The organism is Salinimicrobium sp. WS361 (assembly GCF_050750585.1).
GTDB lineage: Bacteria > Bacteroidota > Bacteroidia > Flavobacteriales > Flavobacteriaceae > Salinimicrobium.
This window is the reverse complement of record NZ_JBOJLM010000023.1, coordinates 1-22,752: the sequence shown is the minus strand read 5'-3', so window position 1 is coordinate 22,752 and position 22,752 is coordinate 1. Positions and strand designations below refer to the sequence as shown.

Genomic DNA, 22,752 nt, shown 5'->3' with positions numbered 1-22,752 from the left:
TCAATCTATGAATACTTATCAATTATATACTGCTTTAGATTCTCCATAACCCGTTCAACATTCATCATTACCTCAGTAGCACTCACTTTCCAGACCAGTAAACCCAAATTTCGGAGATAATTTTCCCGCCGATCATCATATTCTTGCTTTTCGTTATGGCTGGAACCATCTATTTCGACGACCAGCATTAATCCCTTAACGTAAAAATCTACAATGTAATGTCCAATGACACGTTGCCTATCAAAATCAATATTGTAAAATTTTCCTTTATGAACCTGTTGCCAAAAAACGATTTCCGGTTGGTTACCCATTTTACGCAAAGCCCTTGCCCTGGTATGAAGACTCTTTTCTGCCGGTAAATAAGGAGAAGATCTGCGATATATGGGAATAGCATCTATTGTAGTAAGGATGGTGCGATTTCCCACCCCGTCCTGCGGACACCCCTCCGAGTTAGGGGACCCTCCCGACTTTTTTTCGTTTTCATCCCTGATCATTTAATTAAATTAAGAAAATATATCCTAATCGTTAGAATTTCTTTTGTGAAGCACACTTTTCTGGAGGAGGATTTGAAAGACAGGGAGGGAGCAGGAACCCCTGATATTTAAAATCCGCTTTCGAGTAAACTCTACGCTTTTTATGCTATTTTTTTCTCCTGAAGAGTCCCCTCCTCCGGAGGGGTGCCTGAAAGGCGGGGTGGTAATTGCTTGTTCAGTGCTCGGATATTTGTAGCCACTAATTCACAAATGATTTTCTGTTTCTCTTTCAAAGTATCCCCTCCTCCAGAGGGGTGGCCGAAGGTCGGGGTGGGTTGTTTAACTCTAATGCTCTACGATTTCTTATATTTGTGAGAATTCAAATTAACAACATCATGAACGAAGAAATAAGGGCTTTAGAACCTAAGCCACTCTGGAATAAATTTGCCGATCTCAATGCGGTTCCCAGACCCTCAAAAAAGGAGGAACGGGTAATCGAGTTTGTAAAGAACTTTGGAAATGACCTGGGGCTGGAAACCGAAGTTGATGAGGTGGGAAATGTCATTATACGTAAACCTGCCACCCCGGGCATGGAGAACAAAAAGGCGGTAGTGCTGCAGTCTCACCTGGATATGGTGCATCAAAAAAACAGCGATTCCAATTTCGATTTTGAAAATCAGGGGATAGAGATGTATGTCGATGGTGACTGGGTGCGGGCAAATGGGACTACCCTGGGAGCCGATAACGGACTTGGTGTAGCTACCATGATGGCCATTTTGGAAAGTAAGGAAATTGAACACCCGGCTTTAGAAGCACTCTTTACCATAGATGAAGAAACCGGAATGACAGGAGCCATGGGCTTAAAACCCGGACTGCTGAAAGGGGATATCCTGCTTAACCTCGACACCGAAGAAGATAATGAGATAGGAATTGGATGTGCCGGTGGCGTAGATATTACTGCTTCCGGAACTTATACAGAAGAACCTGTGCCAGAAGATTCTATTGCGTACAGGGTACAGGTGAAAGGCCTGCAGGGAGGACATTCAGGAATGGATATCATCAAAGGTCTTGGTAACGCAAATAAGCTCATGAACCGCATTCTCTTCGGAGGTTATGAAAACTTCGGAATGAGAATTTCTGAAATAAATGGCGGCGGCCTCCGTAATGCTATTCCGCGGGAAAGTGAAGCGGTAGTAGTGGTTGAGAAAATTCAGAAGGAAGATTTTACAGCTGAAATTGGGAAAGCTATCCAGGAGATTCAGCAGGAATTCAAATCGCTGGAGCCAAAGCTACTCATTGAGGTTTCAGAAACTGAAGTCCCTCAAAAGGTGATGGAGCTGGGAGCGCAGGAGTTATTTCTGAAATCAATTTACGCTGCTCATAACGGCGTGTACAGGATGAGCCCCGATATTGAAGGCCTTGTGGAAACTTCTAACAATGTGGCGCGCGTAACTGTCAAAAATGGCAAAATTGAAGTGCTTTGTTTGACACGATCTTCTGTAGATTCTTCAAAGACCGATCTCGCTAACAGCCTTCGCGCTGGTTTTGGACTGGCAGGTTTTGAAGTAGAACTTTCGGGTACATACCCGGGATGGGCTCCTAATATGGATTCTCCTATCCTTAAGGTGCTCGATGAACTCTACCGGAAAATGAATTCCGACGAACCCGACGTTGCTGCATGCCACGCCGGCCTTGAATGCGGAATCTTAGGAAAGAACTATCCCGAAATGGATATGATTTCTTTTGGACCAACCATTCGTGGCGCACACTCGCCCGATGAAAGAGCAAGTATATCTTCAGCTCAAAAGTACTGGAGCTTTGTACTCGAGGTATTGAAGAACATTCCGGAGAAAAAGTAATTCTTCAGGATTGATCCAATAAAAAAACTCCCAAAAATGACATTTTTGGGAGTTTTTTTATTGGTGTAACTTCTTTTACTGGATATCTACCATCTCAACTTCAAAAATAAGATCGGCAGATGGTGGGATCACTGGAGGTGCACCGTTTTCTCCGTATCCTAAATGAGCAGGAACAAACAACACTGCTTTATCTCCTACCTGCATTTGCTGCACGCCTTCTTTAAAGCCGGGGATCATAGGTGCATCTTTGCTGTAAAGCATTGGCATAGGGGCATATCCTCCCATTTGCTGTCTTCTTTCATTAAGTACACCTGCTTCTTCGGCTACTTCGGCAATGTTGGTATCAAAAAGATCACCAGAGCTCAAATAGCCTTTGTAGTTTACCCTTACGGTATCACCTTGTTGTGGCTTTGGGCCTTCACCTTCTTCCAAAAATGCGATCTGGAGACCGCTTTCAAGTTCTTTTGAATCGGCTTTCAATTCCTCGTAACGCTGAGCGTTAGCAGAACGCTGCTCATTCATTTTACGTTCCTTTTCTTCGGCTTCAGTCTTAAAATCTTCAAGCTCCTGTGAAAGAACATCAGCAGCTTTAAAGTTTTTGGCTGCCTGGCCTTTACGAATGATCTTTACTTCCTGCATTACCACATCTTCAAGAGGACGATCATTTGCTCCTGTTTCTACGTTTCCAATTGCCTCTATCACATCCATACCTTTTACAACCTCACCAAATACGGTGTGCATGCCGTTGAGCCACGGAGTTTCTTTTAGAGTGATAAAAAACTGGCTTCCGTTGGTGTTAGGACCGGAGTTTGCCATAGAAAGAATCCCTGCAGAATCATGGGTAAGCGTGTCAACAATCTCATTTGGGAATTTATAGCCCGGGCCACCTGTACCGGTACCCTGAGGGTCACCTCCCTGGATCATGAAATCTCCAATCACACGGTGAAAAACGAGTCCGTCGTAAAATGGCTTTTCACGATATTGTTCTTCGGCCATGGTAGTGGTACCTTCGGCAAGAGAAACAAAGCTGGCAACCGTCATTGGGGTCTCTTCAAAATAAAGTTCAGCGATAAAGTCTCCCTGGTTGGTCTTGAATTGGGCGTACATTCCGTCTTCAAGATCTGGATATTCGTCATTACAGGCAGTAAAAGCAAATAGCACACTGCATAAAAGCAAAAAATTGATTTTCTTCATGTTTAAATTAATTGTTTAGTTGTTATTTTCCTGATTAGCTTCAGGTGCTTCTGAAATATCTATGAGGGTTACCGTCGAAATCAACGGCACATCTGCTCCTATACGTTTTTTATCTCCGTAATACCCGAAAGCTTTGTGAGAAGGAAATAAAAAAGTGACTGTTTCTCCTTCTTTCATAAGCTTGAGCCCCTGTCGCAGTCCGCTGAAAAGTTCTTCCTGGTCTATGGCATAGGTGCGGGGAGCGATCTCATCATCGGTATAAATAACACGGCCACCAAGTGTTTTTAAGTTGTAATCGAATTCTACAACATCCCCAAATTTTGGAGTCTTAGCAGCGGTGGTATCTTTTTTATTGTAATAGTACCAAAATCCGTTAGCCGAAGAAATGTAATTTCGCATAGTATCGGTTTCGATGATCTTCTGGATCTGGGCTTCTTCTTTGGCTACAATTTTCCGGTTGCGCTCTACAGCTTCATTAATATAGGAGCCCGACTCCTGCGTCACCGGTCTTCTGGCTTCAGGCGACTTGCACGAAAAAAGGAGCAGACCAATAAACAGTATTACATATTTCATTTTCATAGTGCCAGGTTTGTCTTATAAGTAGGCAAGATACTAATAAATCTTTCGACGGTCTCCTGCAGGGAAAGATCACTTTTACCTCCTGCGGCGTTAGTGTGGCCGCCGCCTTCAAAATAGCGCCGTGCAAATTCATTGACCGAAAAAGTACCTTTTGAACGGAAGGATATCTTCACGATCTTTTCGGCTTCATTTTCGATAAAAATGGCGGCAAAAACTATACCTTCTAGAGAGAGGCCATAGTTTACAAAACCTTCAGTATCTCCTTTTTTAAAGTTATGCCTGTCCAGTTCTTCCTGTGACAAAGTGATGTATGCCGTACGCAGGCCTTCTACTACTCTCAGGTTTTGCAGTGCGCATCCCAAAAGCTGCAGTTGCCCGTAAGAACTGGTGTCAAATACATTTTCGTGGATAGAAGTATTGTCGGCCCCTTTTTCAATAAGATCGGCTATCACGCGGTGGGTGAGACTGGTGGTAGATCTATACCTGAAAGATCCGGTATCGGTCATTATACCTGTATACAGGCAGGTGGCGATCTGCGGAGTGATCTTTTGTGCCAGGCCAATATTTTCTATAAAGTGATAGACCATCTGGCAGGTAGAGCACATGGTAACATCGCTATAGGTAACATCGGCATAATCATCGGGCTGTTGGTGATGGTCTATCATCACAAAAGCAGCTGTGGCCTCCTGTAGTGGTTTGTACATATCGCCAGCTCGTGAGAGGTGGTTGAAATCGAGCGTGAAGATCACATCGGCTTCAGCAATAATCTTTTCACATTTTTCGGTATCCCTGTCATAAAGCAGCGTTTCTTCTTCGTAAGGCATCCACTTTAAGAAACTAGGGTAATCATTGGGAGCGATAAGATTTACGTAGTGCCCCAGTCCCTCAAGCAGGATCTTAAGAGCAAGTGTAGAACCCATCGCATCACCATCGGGCCCTTTATGGGGAACAATAACGATCTTCTTTTTGCCTTCAAGTAACTCCTTTATTTTGGAAATATCTTCGTTTGTCATAGAGAGCGAAGATATTGAATATTTGAAGATTCAAAAAGTACTTACTGCAGTTCCTAAAATGTCATTTTTGACAGCCTTTATCTGCGGAAGATCGAATAAAAACCTATGTACCTTGTATATGGCCCTGATTTGATTATTTTTACAGCAAAATTAAAAACTAAGTAATGGCAGAAAATAGAACTTTCACCATGATTAAGCCCGATGCAGTTGAAAAAGGACACATTGGCGCTATTTTAGAGCAGATCACTGCTTCAGGATTCAGAATTGTTGCGATGAAACTTACGCAAATGACACGTCGCGATGCCGAAAAATTCTACGAAGTACACAGTGAACGTCCATTTTACGGGGAGCTGGTTGAATTTATGAGCCGCGGGCCAATCGTTGCCGCTATTCTTGAAAAGGAAAATGCTGTTGAAGATTTTAGAACCCTTATTGGGGCTACAAATCCTGAAGATGCTGCCGAAGGTACCATTAGAAAGAAATATGCTGCTTCTGTAGGTGAAAATGCCGTACACGGAAGTGATAGCGATGAGAATGCACAAATTGAAGGTGCTTTCCATTTCGCCGGAAGAGAAATGTTCTAAGTAACTTCTGAAATAAGATCAAAAAACCACCTTTTTAGGTGGTTTTTTTATTTTTCACCCTCCGTAGCTGCCACCTTTATCGGCCCGCCCTGTCATAGGGACAAAACGCACCGGGAGCAGGGTCTTTTCTTCAAATTCATCCTCCCCGGTTTTGTAAAGCATTACCAGTTGTTGATTCAAGCGGCCAACAGGCGCCAAAAGTCGGCCTCCCACTTTTAATTGATCTTTAAGCGGCTGTGGAATTGAAGGAGGTGCCGCGGTTAATATTATAGCATCAAAAGGTGAAAACTCTTTCCAGCCCGAATATCCGTCACCGTGTTTGGTGGTGATATTGTTATAATCTGTCTTTGCCAAATTCTCTTTGGCCAGCTTTGCCAGCCATTCAATTATTTCCACGCTATAAACCTTTTTTACAAGGCGTGAAATGACCGCCGCATTATACCCGCAACCGGTGCCTACTTCCAGGACTCTTTCATCTTTCTTCAGCTGTAGCTGCTCTGCCATGTAAGCTACAATGTATGGCTGACTAATAGTTTGGTCCTTTCCTATGGGGAGCGGCCTGTCTTCATAGGCCTTTTGCTGTTTGTCTTCGGGAACAAAGAGAGAACGATCCACTTCCTGCATAGCTCTTAGAACATCAGAATTAGAAATGCCGCGTCCTTTTAATTGTTGTTCGATCATTTCTTCTTTTCCGGTCATAATGCTGTTCCTGGATAGATTTCTAAAAAGTTAGTGAAAAATGCCATTTTTGGAAAGTAATTCCGTGTCTTTTTCGGAATTGGGTAGGGGTGGGAAGGGCTTCGGCACGGATTACAAATCCGCGCCAGTTGGTTTTAAAAAAGTTGCTTAGAAATGACATTTTTGGAAGGTATTTCAGGAGTTTTTCAGAAGAAAGGCCTCTCGACTCCGCTCGAGGTGACATTGGATTTCAAAAAGCGTTCAATTCCGCTCGTGGTGACGTAAGGAGAGATACCGGCACGGATTACAAATCCGCGCCAACGGGTTTTAATGAAGGTGCCGAGAAATGACATTTTTGGGAGGATATTTCAGGAGTTTTTTTCAGAAGAAAGGCCTCTCGGCTCCGCTCGAGGTGACATTGGATTTCAAAAAGCGTACAACTCTGCTCGAGGTAACGTAAGGAGAGATACCGGCACGGATTACAAATCCGCGCCAACGGGTTTTAATGAAGGTGCCGAGAAATGACATTTTTGGGAGGATATTTCAGGAGTTTTTTTCAGAAGAAAGGCCTCTCGGCTCCGCTCGAGGTGACATTGGATTTCAAAAAGCGTTCAACTCCGCTCGAGGTAACGTAGGAGAGGAACCGGCACGGATTACAAATCCGCGCCAGCTGGCTTTATAAAAGGTGTTGAAAAATGACATTTTTGGAAGGTATTTCAGGAGTTTTTTTTCAGAAGAAAGGCCTCTCGACTCCGCTCGAGATGACATTGGATTTCAAAAAGCGTTCAATTCCGCTCGAGGTAACGTAAGGAGAGATACCGGCACGGATTACAAATCCGCGCCAACCGGTTTTAAAAAAGGTGTTGAAAAATGACATTTTTGGAAGGTATTTCAGGAGTATTTTTCAGAAGAAAGGCCTCTCGATTCCGCTCGAGGTAATGGAAGGAGAGGAACCGGCACGGATTGCAAATCTGCGCCAACGGGTTTTAAAAAGTTGTTGGGGAATGACATTTTTGGAGGGAATTACAGGAGTTTTTTTCAGAATAAAGGCCTCTCGATTCCGCTCGAGGTGACGTAAGAGGAGGAGCCGGCACGGATTACAAATCCGCGCCAACTGGGTTGTGAAAAGTTGTTGGGGAATGACATTTTTGGAAAGAAAGTGGAAAGTGGGAAGTGGAAAGCGGGGAGGGGAGAATCTAGAGAGGGAAGTGGAAAGTCCAGATCGTATCAGGGAAAAGAGAAAATTTCTCCTTAAGCGGAACGATAATCTTGATTCAGATTTTAGTTTTTTAAATTAAACCATGAACCATGAACCATAAACCTTGAACTAACGTAGAATAAGCTTCTTTATAAGGTCACGTCCCAGTTCTTCATTCAGCATTTTTACGATCTTTTCTTTGCCGTAGCTCAATTCTTCGCGCAGTACCGAAGAACTCAGTTGTACGTAAAGTGTATCCCTGTCAAGTTTTATAGAAGTGGTATATTTTTTTATGGCAGGCCCCATCTGGCTGTTCCAGACTTCGCGAACGTGTACCTTATCAAGGCCCTTCTGCAATTTGTTGTCGCTCACAAATTCTTTTAGAGCTTCACTTATGCTTATATGTTCGTTAATCCTCTTTGCCATAGTTTCCTGAATATGGAGTAAATCGTTTATATGTATAGATAATTCCCCTGGGGTTGATAACCACCAGCTCGTTCTCTTCCGAAGAAATCACAGTTTCTTTCCAGTTTGCGTAGGGGGTAGTATAGTACAAATTAATGCTGTCATTTTCAAGCTTAACCTCAAATACTTCTTCATCATTTGTGGTGATAAAGCTGCCGTCAATTTGTGGACGCACTTTTTTTCTGAAGCCCGTAAGACTGTCTACCTCTATAAAATCTACAATTTCGGAATATTTGAATTCTTTGGTGATCCCTTCGGGAAGTTCGGCCTTTGTTATTTCCCAATATCCGTTGAGGTTGTCCACTTTTTCAAGGGGAGAATCGGTATTGCATGAGAGCAAGATCATTCCTAAAAGGAATCCAAAAATGGCATTTTTCACAGGTTAAACATTTTATAGGTTTGCGTGGTACTTTTTACCACTTTTTCTGTCCGGTCTCCGTGGGTGTCACTTATAAAAAGCTGGCCTAACTCATCTGTAGCAACAAGGTCTACAATATGCGCTACCCTATTTTCATCCAGCTTGTCGAAAATATCGTCCATGAGCAGAATGGGAGAGACCTTCGCCAAATCTTTAATAAAATCGAACTGTGCGAGTTTAAGAGCAATCAGAAAGGATTTTTGCTGCCCCTGCGAACCGAATTTTTTAATGGGATGCCCTTCAATCTCAAAAACCAGGTCGTCTTTATGTGTGCCCACACCAGTGTATTGCAAGGCCATATCCTTCTGCAGGTTTTGCTCCAGTTGATCTTTGAAATCGCCGTCTTCCAGCTGACTCTTATATGTAATGGAAACTTTTTCGCGACCATTACTTATTATAGTATAACGCTTCTGAAAAATGGGAATAAAAGTTTCAAGAAAAGCTTTACGTTTTTTAAACAGGATGTTCCCAAGATCTTTCAGCTGCATGTCATAGACTGAAAGTGTGTCCCTGTCAAAACTGTTGTTGGCTGCAAAATACTTCAGCAGGGAATTGCGCTGCGCCAAAATCCTTCCGTAGTCAATGAGACTGTTGAGATATTTATTGTCGCTTTGAGAAATAACACCATCAATGAACTTTCTACGGGTTTCACTTCCTTCAATAATAAGGTCACGATCTGCCGGAGAAATTATTACAGTAGGAATAAAGCCAATATGTTCACTGAATTTCTCGTAGGGTTTGTTGTTGCGCTTAATGACTTTTTTCTGTCCCCGCTTGGCGCTAACAATGATTTGCTCTTCCCGTTCATGCTTCTCAAAAATGCCATCTACAACAAAAAATTCGGCGTCGTGATTTATGTTTTGGCTGGTGATAGGATTAAAATAGCTTTTCCCAAAAGAGAGGTGATATATGCTATCCAGAACATTGGTCTTTCCAATTCCATTATTTCCAACTATGCAATTGATTTTGCGGTCAAAATCAAATTCGGCCGAGGTAAAATTCTTGTAATTTAGTAAGGAGAGGGTTTTGAGAAACATAAGAAGCTGTTATTCAGTGCTGTAATAGCTACACTCAAGGAGGCCTTAAGCCGGTGCAAATTAGCATAAATAAACAATTTAATTCCCTTTTAATTTTAAAGAAATATTCTATTTTTGCGCTTCAATTAACGTTTATTTATGGCTACTTACAAGAAAAGAGGATATAAGCCCAGTAACAAAGAGGAGCAACAAGCTGCTGTTGAGGATCATTCTACAACTGCAGAAGTGTTTAATTCCCTTGATGAAGGTGCGAGTAAAACCGAGGCATGGGTTGCCCGGAATCAAAAGTATATTTTTATCATCATTGGAGTTGCTGCAGCGGCTATCCTTGGATATCTTGCTTACGAAGAGTTTATTCAGGAACCTAAAGAAGCAGAGGCTGCCAATGAAATGTTTATGGCGCAGCAGTATTTTGACAATGCGTTACAGGCATCGGGTGCACAAAGCGACTCTCTTTTTAACATGGCTTTGACAGGAGGAGAAGGTAAGTACGGTTTCCAGGATATTATTGAGAACTATGGTTCTACAAATGCCGGTAACCTGGCTCTTTACTATGCAGGTATGGCGTATCTTAATACTAACCAGTACCAGCAAGCGATAGAAGCCCTTGACGATTTTGAGAGCGACGATCAAATTCTTGCACCTCTTGCAAAAGGGGCTATTGGAGATGCATTCTTGCAATTAGACCAACCCGAAGAAGCTTTGGGTTACTATGAAGAGGCTGTCAAGATGAGAGACAATAACTTTACTACTCCAAAATTTCTACTTAAAGCTGCAGTGACAGCAATTAAATTAGGAAATGGTGCTGCTGCCGAAAAATACCTTACCAGAATAGAAACTGAATATCCAGAATCTGTAGAAGCAAATAGGGTGAAAGTTTATCTTGGGCAGGCACAGACAATGCAATAGTAAAACATAGTATGGCAACAGAAGGAAATAATCTTTCAGAATACGATAAAGACAAAATCCCAAACGCGAAGGAATTCAGGTTTGGGATTGTTGTTTCTGAATGGAATGGAGAAATAACCGAAAATCTTTGCCGGGGCGCCATTGAGGTGCTTCTGGAACACGACGTGTTGGAACGAAAGATAGTACGCTGGAATGTTCCCGGAAGCTTTGAGCTCATATACGGCTGCAAAAAAATGCAGGAATCTTACGACATGTTAGATGCCGTTATTGCTATAGGCAGTGTGATTGAAGGGGAGACAAAACATTTTGATTTTGTATGCCAGGCTGTCTCACAGGGAATCAAAGATCTCAATGTGCAAAGCGATATCCCTGTGATCTTTTGTGTTTTGACCGACCAGAATAAGCAACAATCTATAGACAGATCTGGAGGTAAGCATGGGAATAAAGGTGCCGAGGCAGCTGTAGCAGCTATTAAGATGGCACAACTGCGTAAGGATTCCAGAATCTAGAACCCATTTTTGCTAAGGCATTATTTTTGTGTTATTGAGTTTGCTCATCTAAACTTCGGAAATTTTGAGCATTTTCAGTAAATTTGATATTTCCGGGAAATAAAAAGAAGTAATGCTTAAACTCAACATTTTTTCAGCACGAAAGAAGAACAATCGGTATAATTATACTCCGCGTTACTACAAAGGCAAGGATACCGGGAATGTTTACAGTTTCGATACCAAGATCAACAAGTTTAGGCAGGCTACCAATGCCGTAGATTTTGGATCCCAGTGGAAAGAGGCGCGTGAAAGTAGCCGCCACCGTGGAAACAGGGAAATCAATAAAACGGTTCTTGTCATCATTGCCATTCTTGTTCTTATATTTCTGTGGATCATAGACTTTGATTTATCCATTTTTAGCAATCCGTATTAAATGACAGATGTTATTCATCTCCTGCCAGACCATGTCGCCAATCAAATAGCAGCAGGTGAGGTGGTGCAGAGGCCGGCTTCTGTTATTAAGGAATTGCTGGAAAACGCAATTGATGCCGGCGGTACCAATATAAAGATCCTTGTAAAAGAAGCAGGCAAGACACTTATTCAGGTTACCGATAACGGGAAAGGCATGAGCGTCACCGATGCACGATTGTGTTTTGAACGGCATGCAACTTCCAAAATCAATTCGGCCGAAGACCTATTCAGTCTTAAAACTAAAGGGTTTAGAGGTGAGGCGCTTGCATCTATTGCCGCAATTGCGCATGTTGAACTCAAATCACGGCGGCAGGATGACGAAGTGGGAACCTGTATTAAAATTGAAGGCAGTGAAGTCACTTCGCAGGAAGCCTGCGTTACCCCGGTTGGAACTACCATTTGTGTTAAGAACCTTTTTTACAACATTCCTGCCCGCAGGAATTTTCTTAAAAGTGACACGGTTGAACTGCGTCATGTCATAGATGAATTCCAAAGAGTTGCATTGGCGCATCCTGCTATACAATTTTCCCTTTTTCACAACGGTAGTGAACTTTTCCAGTTACCTGAAGCCAATTACCGGCAACGCATTGTGAATATTTTTGGCGGAAAGACCAATGAAAAACTTGTGCCGGTAGAGGAAGACACGGCAATAGTAAAGATACATGGTTTTGTAGGGAAGCCCGAATTTGCCAAAAAGGGCAGGGGAGAACAGTTCTTTTTTGTAAATGACAGGTTTATTAAAAGTCCTTACCTCAATCATGCTGTGACTGCAGCTTTTGAAGGACTTCTGAAAGATAAAGCTTACCCCAGTTATTTTCTCTTTCTTGATGTTGACCCTAAAAGTATTGACATCAATATACACCCCACAAAGACTGAAATAAAATTTGATGATGAGCATGCGCTTTATACCATCTTGCGCAGTTCAATAAAACATAGCCTGGGACAGTTCAATGTAGCACCGGTACTTGATTTTGACCGGGATTCGAGCCTTGATACGCCTTATGATTTTTCTCAAAAGGAGATCACTCCTCCAAAGGTAGAGGTAGATCCTAATTTTAATCCGTTTAAAACGGAAAGGTCGGGTGGAGGATACGCTTCCCCAAACTACAGAACCGAAAAGTCGGCCGGCAGCTGGCAAAGCCTGTACAACGGTTTACGGAGTGAAGGAACCGAAAGTTTTTCTGAAAGAACACAGGTAGAGTTTGAAAGTGACCAGGTCACAGGCAACCTCTTTGGGATGAAAGATGAAGGAGAGGCCGGAGGAACTACTTTTCAGCTTAATAAAAAATATATAGTCACTACCTTAAAAAGCGGAATTCTCGTTATTGACCAGCAACGCGCCCATACCAGGATCCTGTATGAAGAGTTGCTAAAGAATATTACGGTTACTTCGGCCGTTAGCCAGCAGTTATTGTTCCCGTTATCTATCCAGTTTTCAACTAATGAGATGGAGTTGCTCAAGGAGATCAAAGATTCCCTGGAGCAAACCGGTTTTATTTTTTCAGAAGTAAAGAAAGATGGCGTAGAGATCAGCGGAATTCCAACGCTTATTTCAGAAAGCGAGGTGGAGATTTTACTTGAGCAGCTGTTGTTAGACCTGGAAAATGAAGTGCCGGGAGCGGCTTTTTCGCAGGTAGATACGCTGGCAAAATCCCTGTCGAGAGGAATGGCTGTAAAATCGGGCACCGCTTTAAATATTGCAGAACAACAAAATATTGTGAATAGTCTGTTTGCCTGTAAAGAATCAAGCTTATCGCCTTTTAATAAACCTGTGTTTATTACCTTAACTGTAGACGAATTAGATAAAAAGTTCATGTAAATGGGAAGAATGACCGAAACCGTAAAGGTTCTTTTGATTATTAATGTCATAGTTTATATAGGGAGCCAGGTTTTGGGGGATCAGGCCTATCAATTGTTTTCCCTCTGGTTTATTGAAAATGATAATTTCCAGTTTTGGCAGGTGGTTACGCACATGTTTATGCATGACCCCAGCAGTATTTTTCATATCCTCTTTAATATGTATGCGCTGTGGGCATTTGGAAGTCCTATAGAGCAGGTGTTGGGAAAGAACAAATTTCTTTTCTTCTACTTTTCGGCAGGAATTGGAGCTGCCATTATTCACACTTTGGTTAATTATTATCATTTTCAGGCCGGGTACAGTGCTCTTCTCGATGCCGGGTTTGGCACTATGGAGGTAGAACAGTATTTGCGGGAGTCTTATGCTTCTATTGCCAGCAGTGGCGAGTTTAGGATCCCTCAGGGCGTAGATCAGGATGTTTTGAGGACGATGTTCCAGACTTACCTTACACCTGCTGTGGGAGCATCGGGTGCAATATATGGAATCCTTGTAGCGTTTGGAATGATGTTCCCAAATGTGGAGTTGTTCCTGCTTTTTGTACCGGTACCCATAAAGGCAAAGTTCTTTATTCCGGCATTAATTGCACTTGACCTCTTTTCCGGTTTGACTGGATATTCTATATTTGGAGGAGGGATTGCTCACTTTGCACACCTGGGTGGCGCTCTCTTTGGTTTTATCATGATGTGGTACTGGAAAAAGAACCAGTTTAACCAAAACCGTTGGGATTAATGAGAAGTAGGGATAACATAAGAGCAAAGATTGCAATGGCTACGGTGAGCGAAAAACTCATCGCTGTCAACGTTATTGCCTTTGTGCTTTTTTTCTTCTTTAAAACCCTTGCCTTCCTGTTTAGTTTTGATGCAGATTCTATTCTGGAGTGGTTGGTGTTCCCAAAGGAGCCGGGGGAATTTTTATTTAAGCCCTGGTCTATTATCACCTATGCTTTTCTTCACAGCGGCCTGTGGCATTTGCTGTCAAATATGTTGATTTTGTACTTTTCGGGTGTCTATTTCCTCACCTATTTCTCTCCAAAAAAGCTTCTGAATTTCTACTTTTTGGGAGGTATATTTGGGGCCCTTGTTTATATGGCCAGTTATAACTTATTTCCTGCTTTTCAGGGAACGGGAAGGTCTTATTTAATAGGCGCTTCGGCTGCAGTAATGTCAATCCTTGTGGGAATTGCCACGCATATTCCTCACATGAGAGTGCGGCTTATTTTGCTTGGTAGTATAAAATTATGGTGGATTGCAGCTTTCTTGGTAGTTCTGGATGTGATCCAGATACCAATCTCAAATCCCGGAGGCCACCTGGCGCACTTGGGAGGTGCCGGCTTTGGTTATTTATACGCGAAACAACTGGGGAAAGGAAACAATATTGCAAGTGGTTTTGAAAAGCTGCTGGACTGGATTGGCTCCATGTTCTCATCAAGTAATGCTTCCGGTAAAAGGAGTAATTTAAAGACCGTTCACAAAAGAAAGTCGGCAGGAAGTACATCTGGCCGTTATAGTGGCGGAATGCGCAACAAAAAGGAGGAACAGGAGAAAATAGATGCTATTTTAGATAAGATTGGTAAAAGCGGCTATGACAGCCTTACCAAGCAGGAAAAGGACTATTTGTTCAACGCAGGAAAAGACAATTGATGAAAGGTCTCAACTGGTTTGACAGGTTCCTGTTCTTGCTAAACATCCTTTTTGCGCTGGCATTGCTATTTTCTTATCTGTTACCCTACATACCGCCTGGAAAGTTCGCCCTGCTTTCAGTGTTTAGCCTGGGAGTACCCCTGTTGATCATTATCAATATCATTTTTTTGCTGTTGTGGCTATTCAGGTTAAAACGGCAGGCAATCCTTTCCCTCGTGGTGCTCTTGCTGGGGTTTAACCATGTGACATCTGTTTACGAGATTTCTTCGGAAGAAGATGGCATGGTTGAAGACAATGTGCTCAAGATCATGACCTATAATGTACGGCAGTTTAATCAGTACGGCTGGGCCGATGATGTGGATATTCCGCAGAAGATAACGGCATTCATGAAAGAGCAGGATCCCGATGTTGTGGCAATGCAGGAGTATTATAAAGGGGAGCTGGAAATAGCAAAAAGTTTCCCTTACGAATATATTAAGCTGAAAGAGAAGAATGCTGAGTTCGGTCTTGCACTCTTTTCGAAATATCCTATTATAGACTCCGGTTCTTTAGATTTTCCCACTACTAGTAACAACAATGCAATTTATGCTGATATTGTAAAGAACGGGGACACCATAAGGGTTCTGAATGTACATTTTCAATCGTTTGGTATAAAACCAAACCTGAACAATATCGAGAAAGAGCATTCTAAAAAAGTGCTTTTTGGAATGGGGCAGACCTTTGTAAAACAGGAGCGACAAATGAAGTTGGTAAAAGAGTCGGTGCTGTCAAGTCCTTATCCCGCAATAATTCTTGGAGATTTTAATAATACGGCGTATTCCTATATTTATCGTGAACTAAGAGACATTGGGTTTAACGATGCTTATAAAGAAGCCGGCAATGGCTTTGGAAAGACCTTCGAAATATTTGAGATCTTACCTCTTCGCATAGACTTTATCCTGCCACAGGAATCAATGGGGATCCTCACTTTTCAGAACCATATGGTTCCTTATTCAGATCATTTTCCCATTACCGCTAAGCTTAGGTTAGGGAAATGAGATTTTCTGGCTCTGTAAATAGTTAAGAGCGTTTGGGCCTTCATTAAAAATAAGGTCCACAATACTAAGATCATTTAAGAATCCGTATTTTTCTTTAAAAACCTGGAAGTAGGGTTCTAATGACTGAGGTTCGTTTTTTTTAGCTTCAATCAGCGATCTTCCGTCAAGAAGGTCTTTCGGTTCTTTAAAGTATTCTTCCGTCTTTTTATAGTTAAGGTCTAATTGCAGGCAATCCAGAGCAAGTTGGAGGCAATGGTAATTGAAATCCATTAAATAGTCAAACTCACGGTGATAGAGCGGGTAGAACTCATCTTCATAGAACTCAAAGAAAGGGGAGGTGCGGTAAACGGTTTCAAGAGATTTCCAGTGCTGCTTTTGCCAGGGGAAATCGTTCTCAATTTTTATATCCTTAAATTTTTGATGTCCAGATTTGTTGCCGGTGTGTTTAATAGGAATGTTAAGCAGTAACTTTCCGTTGGCACCATAAATATACATGCGGTTGCGATAGGTTTGTTTTTGATAATTGTCTTCATTTTCAAAAACAAGCTCATCGGCATTGACCATGGCCACAAATTGAGAGACAGGGCCAAAATAGGCAGGATGTAAAAGCAACTTCTGCATTAAAAATTCTTATTTGGTCTTCTTTTTTCTGAAAAAGCTATATCCAAAAAGTCCGACTATTACTACCAGGAAGTAAGGTAGGTAAGAAACTGGTTCTCCCTGTCCTCCTACAGTAGTAAACATACGCTCCCATCTTATTTTGCTAAGACCTGAAGCATTGGGATCCAGGCTCATCCATATAAAAACAGGTTTCCCAACAATATGATTTTCGGGAACATAACCCCAGTAGCGGCTATCTTCACTGTTATTCCGGTTGTCTCCCATCATGAAGTAGTAATCCTGCTCAAATGTGTAGGATTCTAAGGGCTGGCCATTCAAAAGTACCTTATCGTCTCTAAGGGAGATCTTCCTTTCCCGGCCCATTTCGAGGCCTTCATAAGTTTCAATGATTAAGCGGTATAGACCTACAGTCTCGGGTGTGATCGTTACAGTAGTTCCTTCTTTAGGGACATAAAGAGGCCCCATGTTGTCAGAATTCCAGTTAAACCTGTTGTTGTTTGGAAAGATCTTCACATCCTTTTGACCTGCCGGAGTTGTAATCCTTTCCAGGGAGGCAACATTGGGATGGTTCTTTAGTCTTTGGTAGTTTTCTTCGGTTAAAGACTGTATGTAAAACTGGTTGGTATTAGGATCCTGATAAAACGCATCGGTAATATCATACATCTTATACATTGTATAAGGATCAAAGCCCTGGCCTTTTGTAGTCCCGGCATAAGAGTATTGTGGCTTTGCCCTGTCGGGTAACTCAAGAGGCTGGTTGTTTATATGAATCCTTCCGTCAATAATTTCAAGAGAATCTCCCGGTAAACCAACAGCCCTTTTTACATAATTAGACTTCTTGTCTATAGGCTTATCATAACGTATTCCCGATTGATCCCGGAACTTTCTCACCGTATCTACCGGCCAGTTGAAGACCACAATATCAGTGCGATCAATATCCTGAAACCCCGGAATCCTGAAATATGGAATATGAGGTTTGTTCCAGTATGACTTTAGCCCCAGTACAGGAATGGTGTCGTGCACCATAGGAAAAGCAATTGAAGTGATTGGCGTACGGGCCCCGTAATGAAACTTACTTACAAACAAGTAATCTCCCACCAGCAGCGTCTTTTCAAGAGAAGAAGTGGGGATAGTGAACGGCTGCATTACATAAGTGTGTACTATAGTAGCAGCGACTATGGCAAAGAGAATTGAACTTATCCATTCTCCTGCAGCAGTACCCGGGTGCAGGCTGCGGTTTTCCCTGTATTTAACGTCGCTCAGGTAATTGAGGTAATATATGTAAAGTCCGCAGGTAACCACCGCCAGTACAGTATCTGTAGTAGAAGTACGCCCAAAGCTACGCACGGTTTCCACCCAAATCACAGGAAACATAATGAGATTAACAATAGGAATGAAAAGCAGAAGTACCCACCACCACGGCCTATTAATGATCTTCATTAAGATTACCGCATTGTATACGGGTATTGCTGCCTCCCAGGCTTTGCGTCCTGCTTTTTGATAAAGTTTCCAGGTTCCTGCGAAATGGATAAGCTGAATAAGAAGAACAAACAAAAGCCAGTTTGTAAAAGTCATGAGCGTAGTTTATTTATTGGTCTGCCGTAGTACTATTCTGTTACAAGCCCAGCACGTCTTTCATGCTGAAAACTCCTTTTTTATGCTGAAGCCACTCAGCTGCTATGATGGCACCAAGGGCAAAACCATCACGGGAATGGGCTACATGTTCTATTTTAATGGTGTCAACCTCCGAATTGTAGGAGATTGTATGGGTGCCGGGAACATTTTCTATCCTTTTGGCTGTTACAGGAATTTCGTTCTGCAGGGCACTATCCAGCTGCCATCCGGTTTTATCTGAATTTTCAATGATCTGTTCAGCTAAAGTGATTGCCGTGCCACTTGGCGCATCCAGTTTCTGGGTGTGGTGAACTTCCTCTATCGCCACGTTGTATTCCGAAAACCTCTGCATGAGTTTCGCGAGGTTCCTGTTGAGTTCAAAAAAGAGATTGACGCCCAGGCTATAATTGGAAGCATAAATGAAAGCGGCCTCTTGTTCTTTGCAAATCTCAACGGCTTCATCGTATCGTTTAAGCCATCCTGTAGTTCCCGAAACCACCGGGACTTGTTTTTTGAAACAAGCCGTGATGTTCTTAAATGCAGCATCAGGAACGCTAAAATCTATGGCAACATCGGCCTGGCTAAGATCGGCGTTATCAATATCATTATCAACTTTTAGTATTATTTCATGGCCACGTTCTACAGCTAGTCTTTCAATGGTCTTACCCATTTTTCCGTAACCCAGTAAAGCTATTTTCATCAAAAATTGTAGTTTAATGTAAGGCCATAGCCTGTGGTTCCTGTAAATTGATCGTAATCCACATTTGGCTTAAGTGACAAATCTTCACTTACATTGAATTGTTGCAGGTGGGCATCAACGTTGGCATCAATAATATTTAAGGCATAGAGTCCCAAGGTAACCATTATAGAAACCTCTTTGTTGCGCTGGTAAAAACGTTGTGCATCAATAAGTCCGTCTGTCGATACCCGCGGTTCCCCGTTCTCGTCGTAGAATTCGTCATTGGTATTTCCGGCAAGCCTGCTTTTGTAGGCGCTTCGGTAGCGATCATACTGCCGGTCATTATCAAAATAGAAGTAAATACCCACTCCAAGAGCAGTATAGACTATTGGAATTTTCCAGTATTTGCCATTATATGCCTGGCCCAATCCTGGAAGTACTGCCGAATAAAATGCAGCACGGGCAGGAGAGAGCGGGTCGTAAGGTTTGTAGGCAGGTTCTTCAATCACCAGCTGCGGGTCTACCAGCAGGGAATCTTCCTGTGCCGAGGCTTGCAGGAAAAATAAACAGGTGGTAAAGAACGCTATGAGATTTTTAATCTTCACCCTGAATGATCTTTTTAATGCGGTTGAGATCTTCTTCGGAAGTGAAAGGAATAATAAGCTTTCCATTTCCCTTTTTTGACACCTTAACATCAACCTTGGCCCCCAGTTTTTCTGAAAATTCTTTGATGCTTTTCTTTACATCCCGGGAAATATTCGAGGTAGAAGTGGTTGTTTTAACTTCAGGTTTTCCTTCCTGAAGGTTTCTAACCAACTTTTCAGTTTCCCGCACCGAAAGAGAGTTGGCAAGGATTTTTTCATAGATCTCCAACTGCACCTGTGGATCTTCAATATTAATAAGTGCCCTTCCATGCCCCATGCTTAAAAAGCCGTCGCGCATTCCCGTCTGCACAATAGGATCTAATTTCAGCAGTCTAAGGTAATTGGCAATAGTAGATCTGTTTTTACCAATTCGGTCACTTAATTGTTCCTGGGTAAGGTTGATTTCATCAATAAGTCTTTGGTAAGACAATGAAATCTCAATAGGATCAAGGTCCTGCCGCTGAATGTTCTCTACAAGGGCCATTTCCAGTGATTCCTGGTCGTTGGCAATACGAATATAGGCAGGAATGGTCTGCAGGCCTACCAGTTTTGACGCTCTAAAACGTCTTTCTCCCGAAACGAGTTGATACTGGTTATAATCGAGTTTTCTAACCGTAATAGGCTGAATAACTCCTAACTCCCGTATCGAAGAAGCGAGTTCGCGCAGCGACTCTTCATTGAAACTTGTTCTTGGCTGAAAAGGGTTTACTTCAATAGCATCAAGGTCAAGCTCTACAATGTGCCCAACCAGCTTATCTGCATTCTTATCTTCTGCCGACTTTATATCATTTTGAGGATCCTTCAGTAATGCTGAAAGTCCTCTTCCCAAAGCCTGTTTCTTTGTCGCCTTCGCCATCTGCTCCTATGAGTTTTTCTTTATAATTTCATGTGCAAGACTAAGATAGTTACTTGCACCTTTACTACCGGCATCATAGTTTATAATGCTCTCTCCATAACTGGGGGCTTCACTTAAACGAACATTTCGCTGAATGATTGTTTTGAACACCATTTCGTCAAAATGCTTTTGTACTTCTTCCACCACCTGGTTAGACAACCTTAGGCGGGAGTCGTACATGGTAAGTAATAGGCCTTCAATATCCAGTTTTACGTTGTGTATTTTCTGAACACTTTTAATAGTGTTGAGAAGTTTCCCCAGACCTTCCAAAGCAAAATATTCACACTGAATAGGAATAATTACCGAATCGGCTGCAGTGAGGGCATTAAGTGTGAGTAGACCCAGAGATGGCGCACAGTCAATGATCACATAATCGTATTGTTCCCTAAGGTGTCCAATAGCCTTTTTCAGCATGTACTCCCGCTCTTCCTGGTCAACAAGCTCAATCTCTATGGCCACCAGGTCAATATGTGCCGGGATGATGTCGAGGTTTGGGGACTCAGTTTTCATGATGGCTTCTTCAGCCTTAATAGAGTGCTCCAGTAACTGGTAAGTTCCTAACTCGACCGATTCAACATCTATTCCCAGACCCGATGTGGCATTCGCCTGCGGATCGGCATCGATGAGCAAAACTTTTTTTTCAAGCACCCCGAGAGATGCCGCCAGGTTTACTGAAGTTGTAGTTTTACCTACACCTCCTTTTTGATTTGCAACGGCAATGATCTTACCCATTCAGTTATTTTGGATTTAAAGGGTAAAAATACAATTTATTATAGGTTTACGAAAGGTAAATTGTTAACAGGTTTTTAGCATAGCCTGTAAAGAAAAAACCCTTCAAAAATAGCACTTTAAAGGGTTCATCCTGTTAATTGTTCTTAATGGTTTCTTCGGAAGAAGCCAAAGTTTAGTTGTTCTTTTTAGCCTTGATCATTTGCTCCAGCATATCCCACATTTCCTCCGGGATTGCTTCCAGAAGATTGAATTGTCCGGCACCTTTAAGCCATTCACCGCCATCAATTGTGATCACTTCTCCATTGACATAAGCTGAAAAATCGGAAACCAGATAGGCAGCCAGATTCGCCAGTTCCTGATGTTCTCCAACCCGCTTTAGCGGCACTTTTTTAGCCAGGTCAAACTTCTCCTTCAGGTCTCCCGGAAGTAGCCTGTCCCATGCGCCTTTAGTTGGGAAAGGTCCGGGTGCAATGGCATTCATTCTTATACCATATTTAGCCCATTCTACGGCAAGCGACCGGGTCATTGCAAGCACTCCGGCTTTTGCTGTGGCACTTGGCACTACATAAGCAGAGCCTGTCCAGGCATAAGTGGTGACAATATTTAATACCGTTTTGTTCTTTTCACCTTTGTCGATCCAATGTTTTCCAAAAGCTAAAGTGCAGTTCTTGCTGCCTTTCAAAACAATGTCAATAATGGTGTCAAAGGCATTAGCACTTAATCGTTCTGTGGGAGAAATAAAGTTTCCGGCAGCGTTGTTCAGCAAAATATCTACGGAACCAAATTTTTCTACGGTTTGTTGCAGCATGTTTTCAACCTGCTCGTAATGTCTTACATCACACTGTACTGGCAAACATTCGCCCCCGGTTTGCTCTTCAAGCTCTTTAGCGGTACCCTGCAGTTTTTCCAGGTTTCTCGAAGTGATCGCCACTTTTGCTCCCAGTTCAAGAAAATACTTTGTCATCGCCTTTCCAAGGCCGCTGCCACCGCCGGTTACGACAATTACTTTTCCTTTAAGCGCATCGTCCCGAAGCATTTTTTGAGTGTAATCCATTAGATGTGAGATTTTAGAATTTAAATATTTAATTAGATTCAGGAACCAAGAGTCAAGAATCAAGACTTCAAATTACTATATATTATTCAATGTCTGGTATTGGAATTTGGTGTCCGGAATTTAATATTTTGATATTAGCGCTTGGAATTTGGTGCTTGGAATTTGAAATTTAATTTTCTTAAACCTTAAACCTTAAACCTTAAACCTTAACTAGGCTCGTCAATAAGAATTTCCAGAAGTTTTATCGCTGCTTCACTGATCTTTGTCCCGGGGCCAAAAACGGCTACGGCACCTGCGTCAAAGAGGAACTGGTAGTCCTGTGAAGGGATTACCCCTCCAACAATCACCATGATATCTTCTCTGCCGTATTTCTTGAGTTCTTCAATTACCTGTGGCACTAAGGTTTTGTGTCCTGCAGCCAGAGAAGAAACTCCCAAAATGTGCACGTCGTTTTCCACGGCTTGCTTTGCAGCTTCTGCCGGAGTCTGGAACAATGGTCCTATGTCTACATCAAAACCCACATCGGCATAACCTGTAGATACTACTTTGGCGCCACGGTCATGACCATCCTGTCCCATTTTGGCCACCATGATCCTCGGGCGACGGCCTTCT

The 22,752-nt window shown here is 42.4% G+C and carries 25 protein-coding genes; 9 read left to right on the top strand and 16 right to left on the bottom strand.

Features of this window, described 5'->3' with window-relative positions:
- Window positions 1–5: 5 nt before the first annotated feature.
- Window positions 6–494 (bottom strand): endonuclease domain-containing protein, encoded by a 489-nt coding sequence (locus ACQ93I_RS16085; protein WP_431699410.1) that lies wholly within the window; start codon window positions 492–494, stop codon window positions 6–8.
- 374 nt (window positions 495–868) lie between these two features.
- Between ACQ93I_RS16085 and ACQ93I_RS16080 the strand changes: the two genes are divergently transcribed.
- Window positions 869–2,332, top strand: coding sequence for an aminoacyl-histidine dipeptidase (locus ACQ93I_RS16080; protein WP_431699409.1), 1,464 nt, complete (start codon window positions 869–871; stop codon window positions 2,330–2,332).
- A 75-nt stretch (window positions 2,333–2,407) separates the two neighbouring features.
- Here ACQ93I_RS16080 and ACQ93I_RS16075 read toward each other — a convergent pair whose 3' ends face one another.
- The 3 genes from ACQ93I_RS16075 to ACQ93I_RS16065 are packed head-to-tail and all read right to left on the bottom strand — an operon-like array spanning window position 2,408 to window position 5,118.
- Complete coding sequence (locus ACQ93I_RS16075; protein WP_431699408.1) at window positions 2,408–3,526, bottom strand: peptidylprolyl isomerase; 1,119 nt, start codon at window positions 3,524–3,526, stop codon at window positions 2,408–2,410.
- 15 nt (window positions 3,527–3,541) lie between these two features.
- Window positions 3,542–4,105 carry a gliding motility-associated peptidyl-prolyl isomerase GldI gene (gldI, locus tag ACQ93I_RS16070; protein WP_431699407.1) on the bottom strand — a complete coding sequence of 188 codons (564 nt, stop codon included), beginning with the start codon at window positions 4,103–4,105 and terminating at the stop codon, window positions 3,542–3,544.
- The gene (locus tag ACQ93I_RS16065) at window positions 4,102–5,118 is read right to left on the bottom strand and encodes a DHH family phosphoesterase (protein ID WP_345598823.1); all 1,017 of its coding nucleotides are present in this window, start codon (window positions 5,116–5,118) and stop codon (window positions 4,102–4,104) included. The genes gldI and ACQ93I_RS16065 overlap by 4 nt, the downstream gene beginning before the upstream one ends.
- 164 nt (window positions 5,119–5,282) lie before the next feature.
- On the opposite strand from ACQ93I_RS16065, the gene ACQ93I_RS16060 reads away from it, so the two are divergent.
- Window positions 5,283–5,702 carry a nucleoside-diphosphate kinase gene (locus ACQ93I_RS16060; protein WP_266070981.1) on the top strand — a complete coding sequence of 140 codons (420 nt, stop codon included), beginning with the start codon at window positions 5,283–5,285 and terminating at the stop codon, window positions 5,700–5,702.
- A gap of 54 nt (window positions 5,703–5,756) precedes the next feature.
- Here the strand turns inward: ACQ93I_RS16060 and ACQ93I_RS16055 are convergent, their stop codons facing one another.
- From ACQ93I_RS16055 to recF, 4 genes are all read right to left on the bottom strand, one after another.
- Window positions 5,757–6,401 (bottom strand): protein-L-isoaspartate(D-aspartate) O-methyltransferase, encoded by a 645-nt coding sequence (locus ACQ93I_RS16055; protein ID WP_345598822.1) that lies wholly within the window; start codon window positions 6,399–6,401, stop codon window positions 5,757–5,759.
- Between the two features lie 1,306 nt (window positions 6,402–7,707).
- Entirely contained in the window at window positions 7,708–8,004 is a 297-nt protein-coding gene (locus ACQ93I_RS16050) for a DUF721 domain-containing protein (RefSeq protein WP_431699406.1), read from the bottom strand.
- Window positions 7,988–8,422, bottom strand: a complete 435-nt coding sequence (locus ACQ93I_RS16045; RefSeq protein ID WP_431699405.1) for a lipocalin family protein — start codon at window positions 8,420–8,422, stop codon at window positions 7,988–7,990. The genes ACQ93I_RS16050 and ACQ93I_RS16045 overlap by 17 nt, the downstream gene beginning before the upstream one ends.
- Window positions 8,419–9,498, bottom strand: coding sequence for a DNA replication/repair protein RecF (gene recF, locus ACQ93I_RS16040; RefSeq protein WP_431699404.1), 1,080 nt, complete (start codon window positions 9,496–9,498; stop codon window positions 8,419–8,421). Before recF ends, ACQ93I_RS16045 begins: the two co-directional genes overlap by 4 nt.
- Window positions 9,499–9,636: 138 nt before the next feature.
- On the opposite strand from recF, the gene ACQ93I_RS16035 reads away from it, so the two are divergent.
- The 7 genes from ACQ93I_RS16035 to ACQ93I_RS16005 all read left to right on the top strand — a co-directional run bounded on the left by ACQ93I_RS16035 (window position 9,637) and on the right by ACQ93I_RS16005 (window position 15,901).
- Entirely contained in the window at window positions 9,637–10,407 is a 771-nt protein-coding gene (locus ACQ93I_RS16035; protein WP_431699403.1) for a tetratricopeptide repeat protein, read from the top strand.
- 11 nt (window positions 10,408–10,418) lie between these two features.
- Complete coding sequence (ribH, locus tag ACQ93I_RS16030; RefSeq protein WP_431699401.1) at window positions 10,419–10,916, top strand: 6,7-dimethyl-8-ribityllumazine synthase; 498 nt, start codon at window positions 10,419–10,421, stop codon at window positions 10,914–10,916.
- A 112-nt stretch (window positions 10,917–11,028) separates the two neighbouring features.
- Window positions 11,029–11,328: a hypothetical protein gene (locus ACQ93I_RS16025; protein ID WP_266070998.1), complete on the top strand. Its 300-nt coding sequence runs from the start codon at window positions 11,029–11,031 to the stop codon at window positions 11,326–11,328.
- Window positions 11,329–13,185, top strand: coding sequence for a DNA mismatch repair endonuclease MutL (mutL, locus tag ACQ93I_RS16020; protein ID WP_431699400.1), 1,857 nt, complete (start codon window positions 11,329–11,331; stop codon window positions 13,183–13,185). It abuts the gene before it with no gap.
- Window positions 13,186–13,953, top strand: a complete 768-nt coding sequence (locus ACQ93I_RS16015; RefSeq protein ID WP_431699399.1) for a rhomboid family intramembrane serine protease — start codon at window positions 13,186–13,188, stop codon at window positions 13,951–13,953.
- Entirely contained in the window at window positions 13,953–14,864 is a 912-nt protein-coding gene (locus ACQ93I_RS16010) for a rhomboid family intramembrane serine protease (RefSeq protein ID WP_431699398.1), read from the top strand. Before ACQ93I_RS16015 ends, ACQ93I_RS16010 begins: the two co-directional genes overlap by 1 nt.
- Window positions 14,864–15,901: an endonuclease/exonuclease/phosphatase family protein gene (locus ACQ93I_RS16005; protein WP_431699397.1), complete on the top strand. Its 1,038-nt coding sequence runs from the start codon at window positions 14,864–14,866 to the stop codon at window positions 15,899–15,901. Before ACQ93I_RS16010 ends, ACQ93I_RS16005 begins: the two co-directional genes overlap by 1 nt.
- Here ACQ93I_RS16005 and ACQ93I_RS16000 read toward each other — a convergent pair.
- The 8 genes from ACQ93I_RS16000 to ACQ93I_RS15965 form a co-directional block, all read right to left on the bottom strand.
- A complete protein-coding gene (locus ACQ93I_RS16000; protein ID WP_431699396.1) occupies window positions 15,890–16,522 on the bottom strand; it encodes a WbqC family protein in 633 nt (210 codons plus the stop codon). The genes ACQ93I_RS16005 and ACQ93I_RS16000 overlap by 12 nt on opposite strands.
- A gap of 9 nt (window positions 16,523–16,531) precedes the next feature.
- Entirely contained in the window at window positions 16,532–18,097 is a 1,566-nt protein-coding gene (gene lepB, locus ACQ93I_RS15995) for a signal peptidase I (protein ID WP_431699395.1), read from the bottom strand.
- Between the two features lie 40 nt (window positions 18,098–18,137).
- Window positions 18,138–18,836, bottom strand: a complete 699-nt coding sequence (dapB, locus tag ACQ93I_RS15990) for a 4-hydroxy-tetrahydrodipicolinate reductase (RefSeq protein WP_431699394.1) — start codon at window positions 18,834–18,836, stop codon at window positions 18,138–18,140.
- Complete coding sequence (locus ACQ93I_RS15985; RefSeq protein ID WP_431699393.1) at window positions 18,836–19,420, bottom strand: DUF5683 domain-containing protein; 585 nt, start codon at window positions 19,418–19,420, stop codon at window positions 18,836–18,838. Before ACQ93I_RS15985 ends, dapB begins: the two co-directional genes overlap by 1 nt.
- Window positions 19,410–20,315 (bottom strand): ParB/RepB/Spo0J family partition protein, encoded by a 906-nt coding sequence (locus tag ACQ93I_RS15980; RefSeq protein WP_431699392.1) that lies wholly within the window; start codon window positions 20,313–20,315, stop codon window positions 19,410–19,412. The genes ACQ93I_RS15985 and ACQ93I_RS15980 overlap by 11 nt, the downstream gene beginning before the upstream one ends.
- 6 nt (window positions 20,316–20,321) lie before the next feature.
- Window positions 20,322–21,086: a ParA family protein gene (locus ACQ93I_RS15975; RefSeq protein ID WP_266071008.1), complete on the bottom strand. Its 765-nt coding sequence runs from the start codon at window positions 21,084–21,086 to the stop codon at window positions 20,322–20,324.
- Window positions 21,087–21,258: 172 nt separating this feature from the next.
- Window positions 21,259–22,140: an SDR family oxidoreductase gene (locus tag ACQ93I_RS15970; protein ID WP_431699391.1), complete on the bottom strand. Its 882-nt coding sequence runs from the start codon at window positions 22,138–22,140 to the stop codon at window positions 21,259–21,261.
- Between the two features lie 206 nt (window positions 22,141–22,346).
- Window positions 22,347–22,752: cobalamin-dependent protein (locus tag ACQ93I_RS15965; protein WP_431699390.1), on the bottom strand; the 406-nt coding region annotated here is incomplete at its 5' end.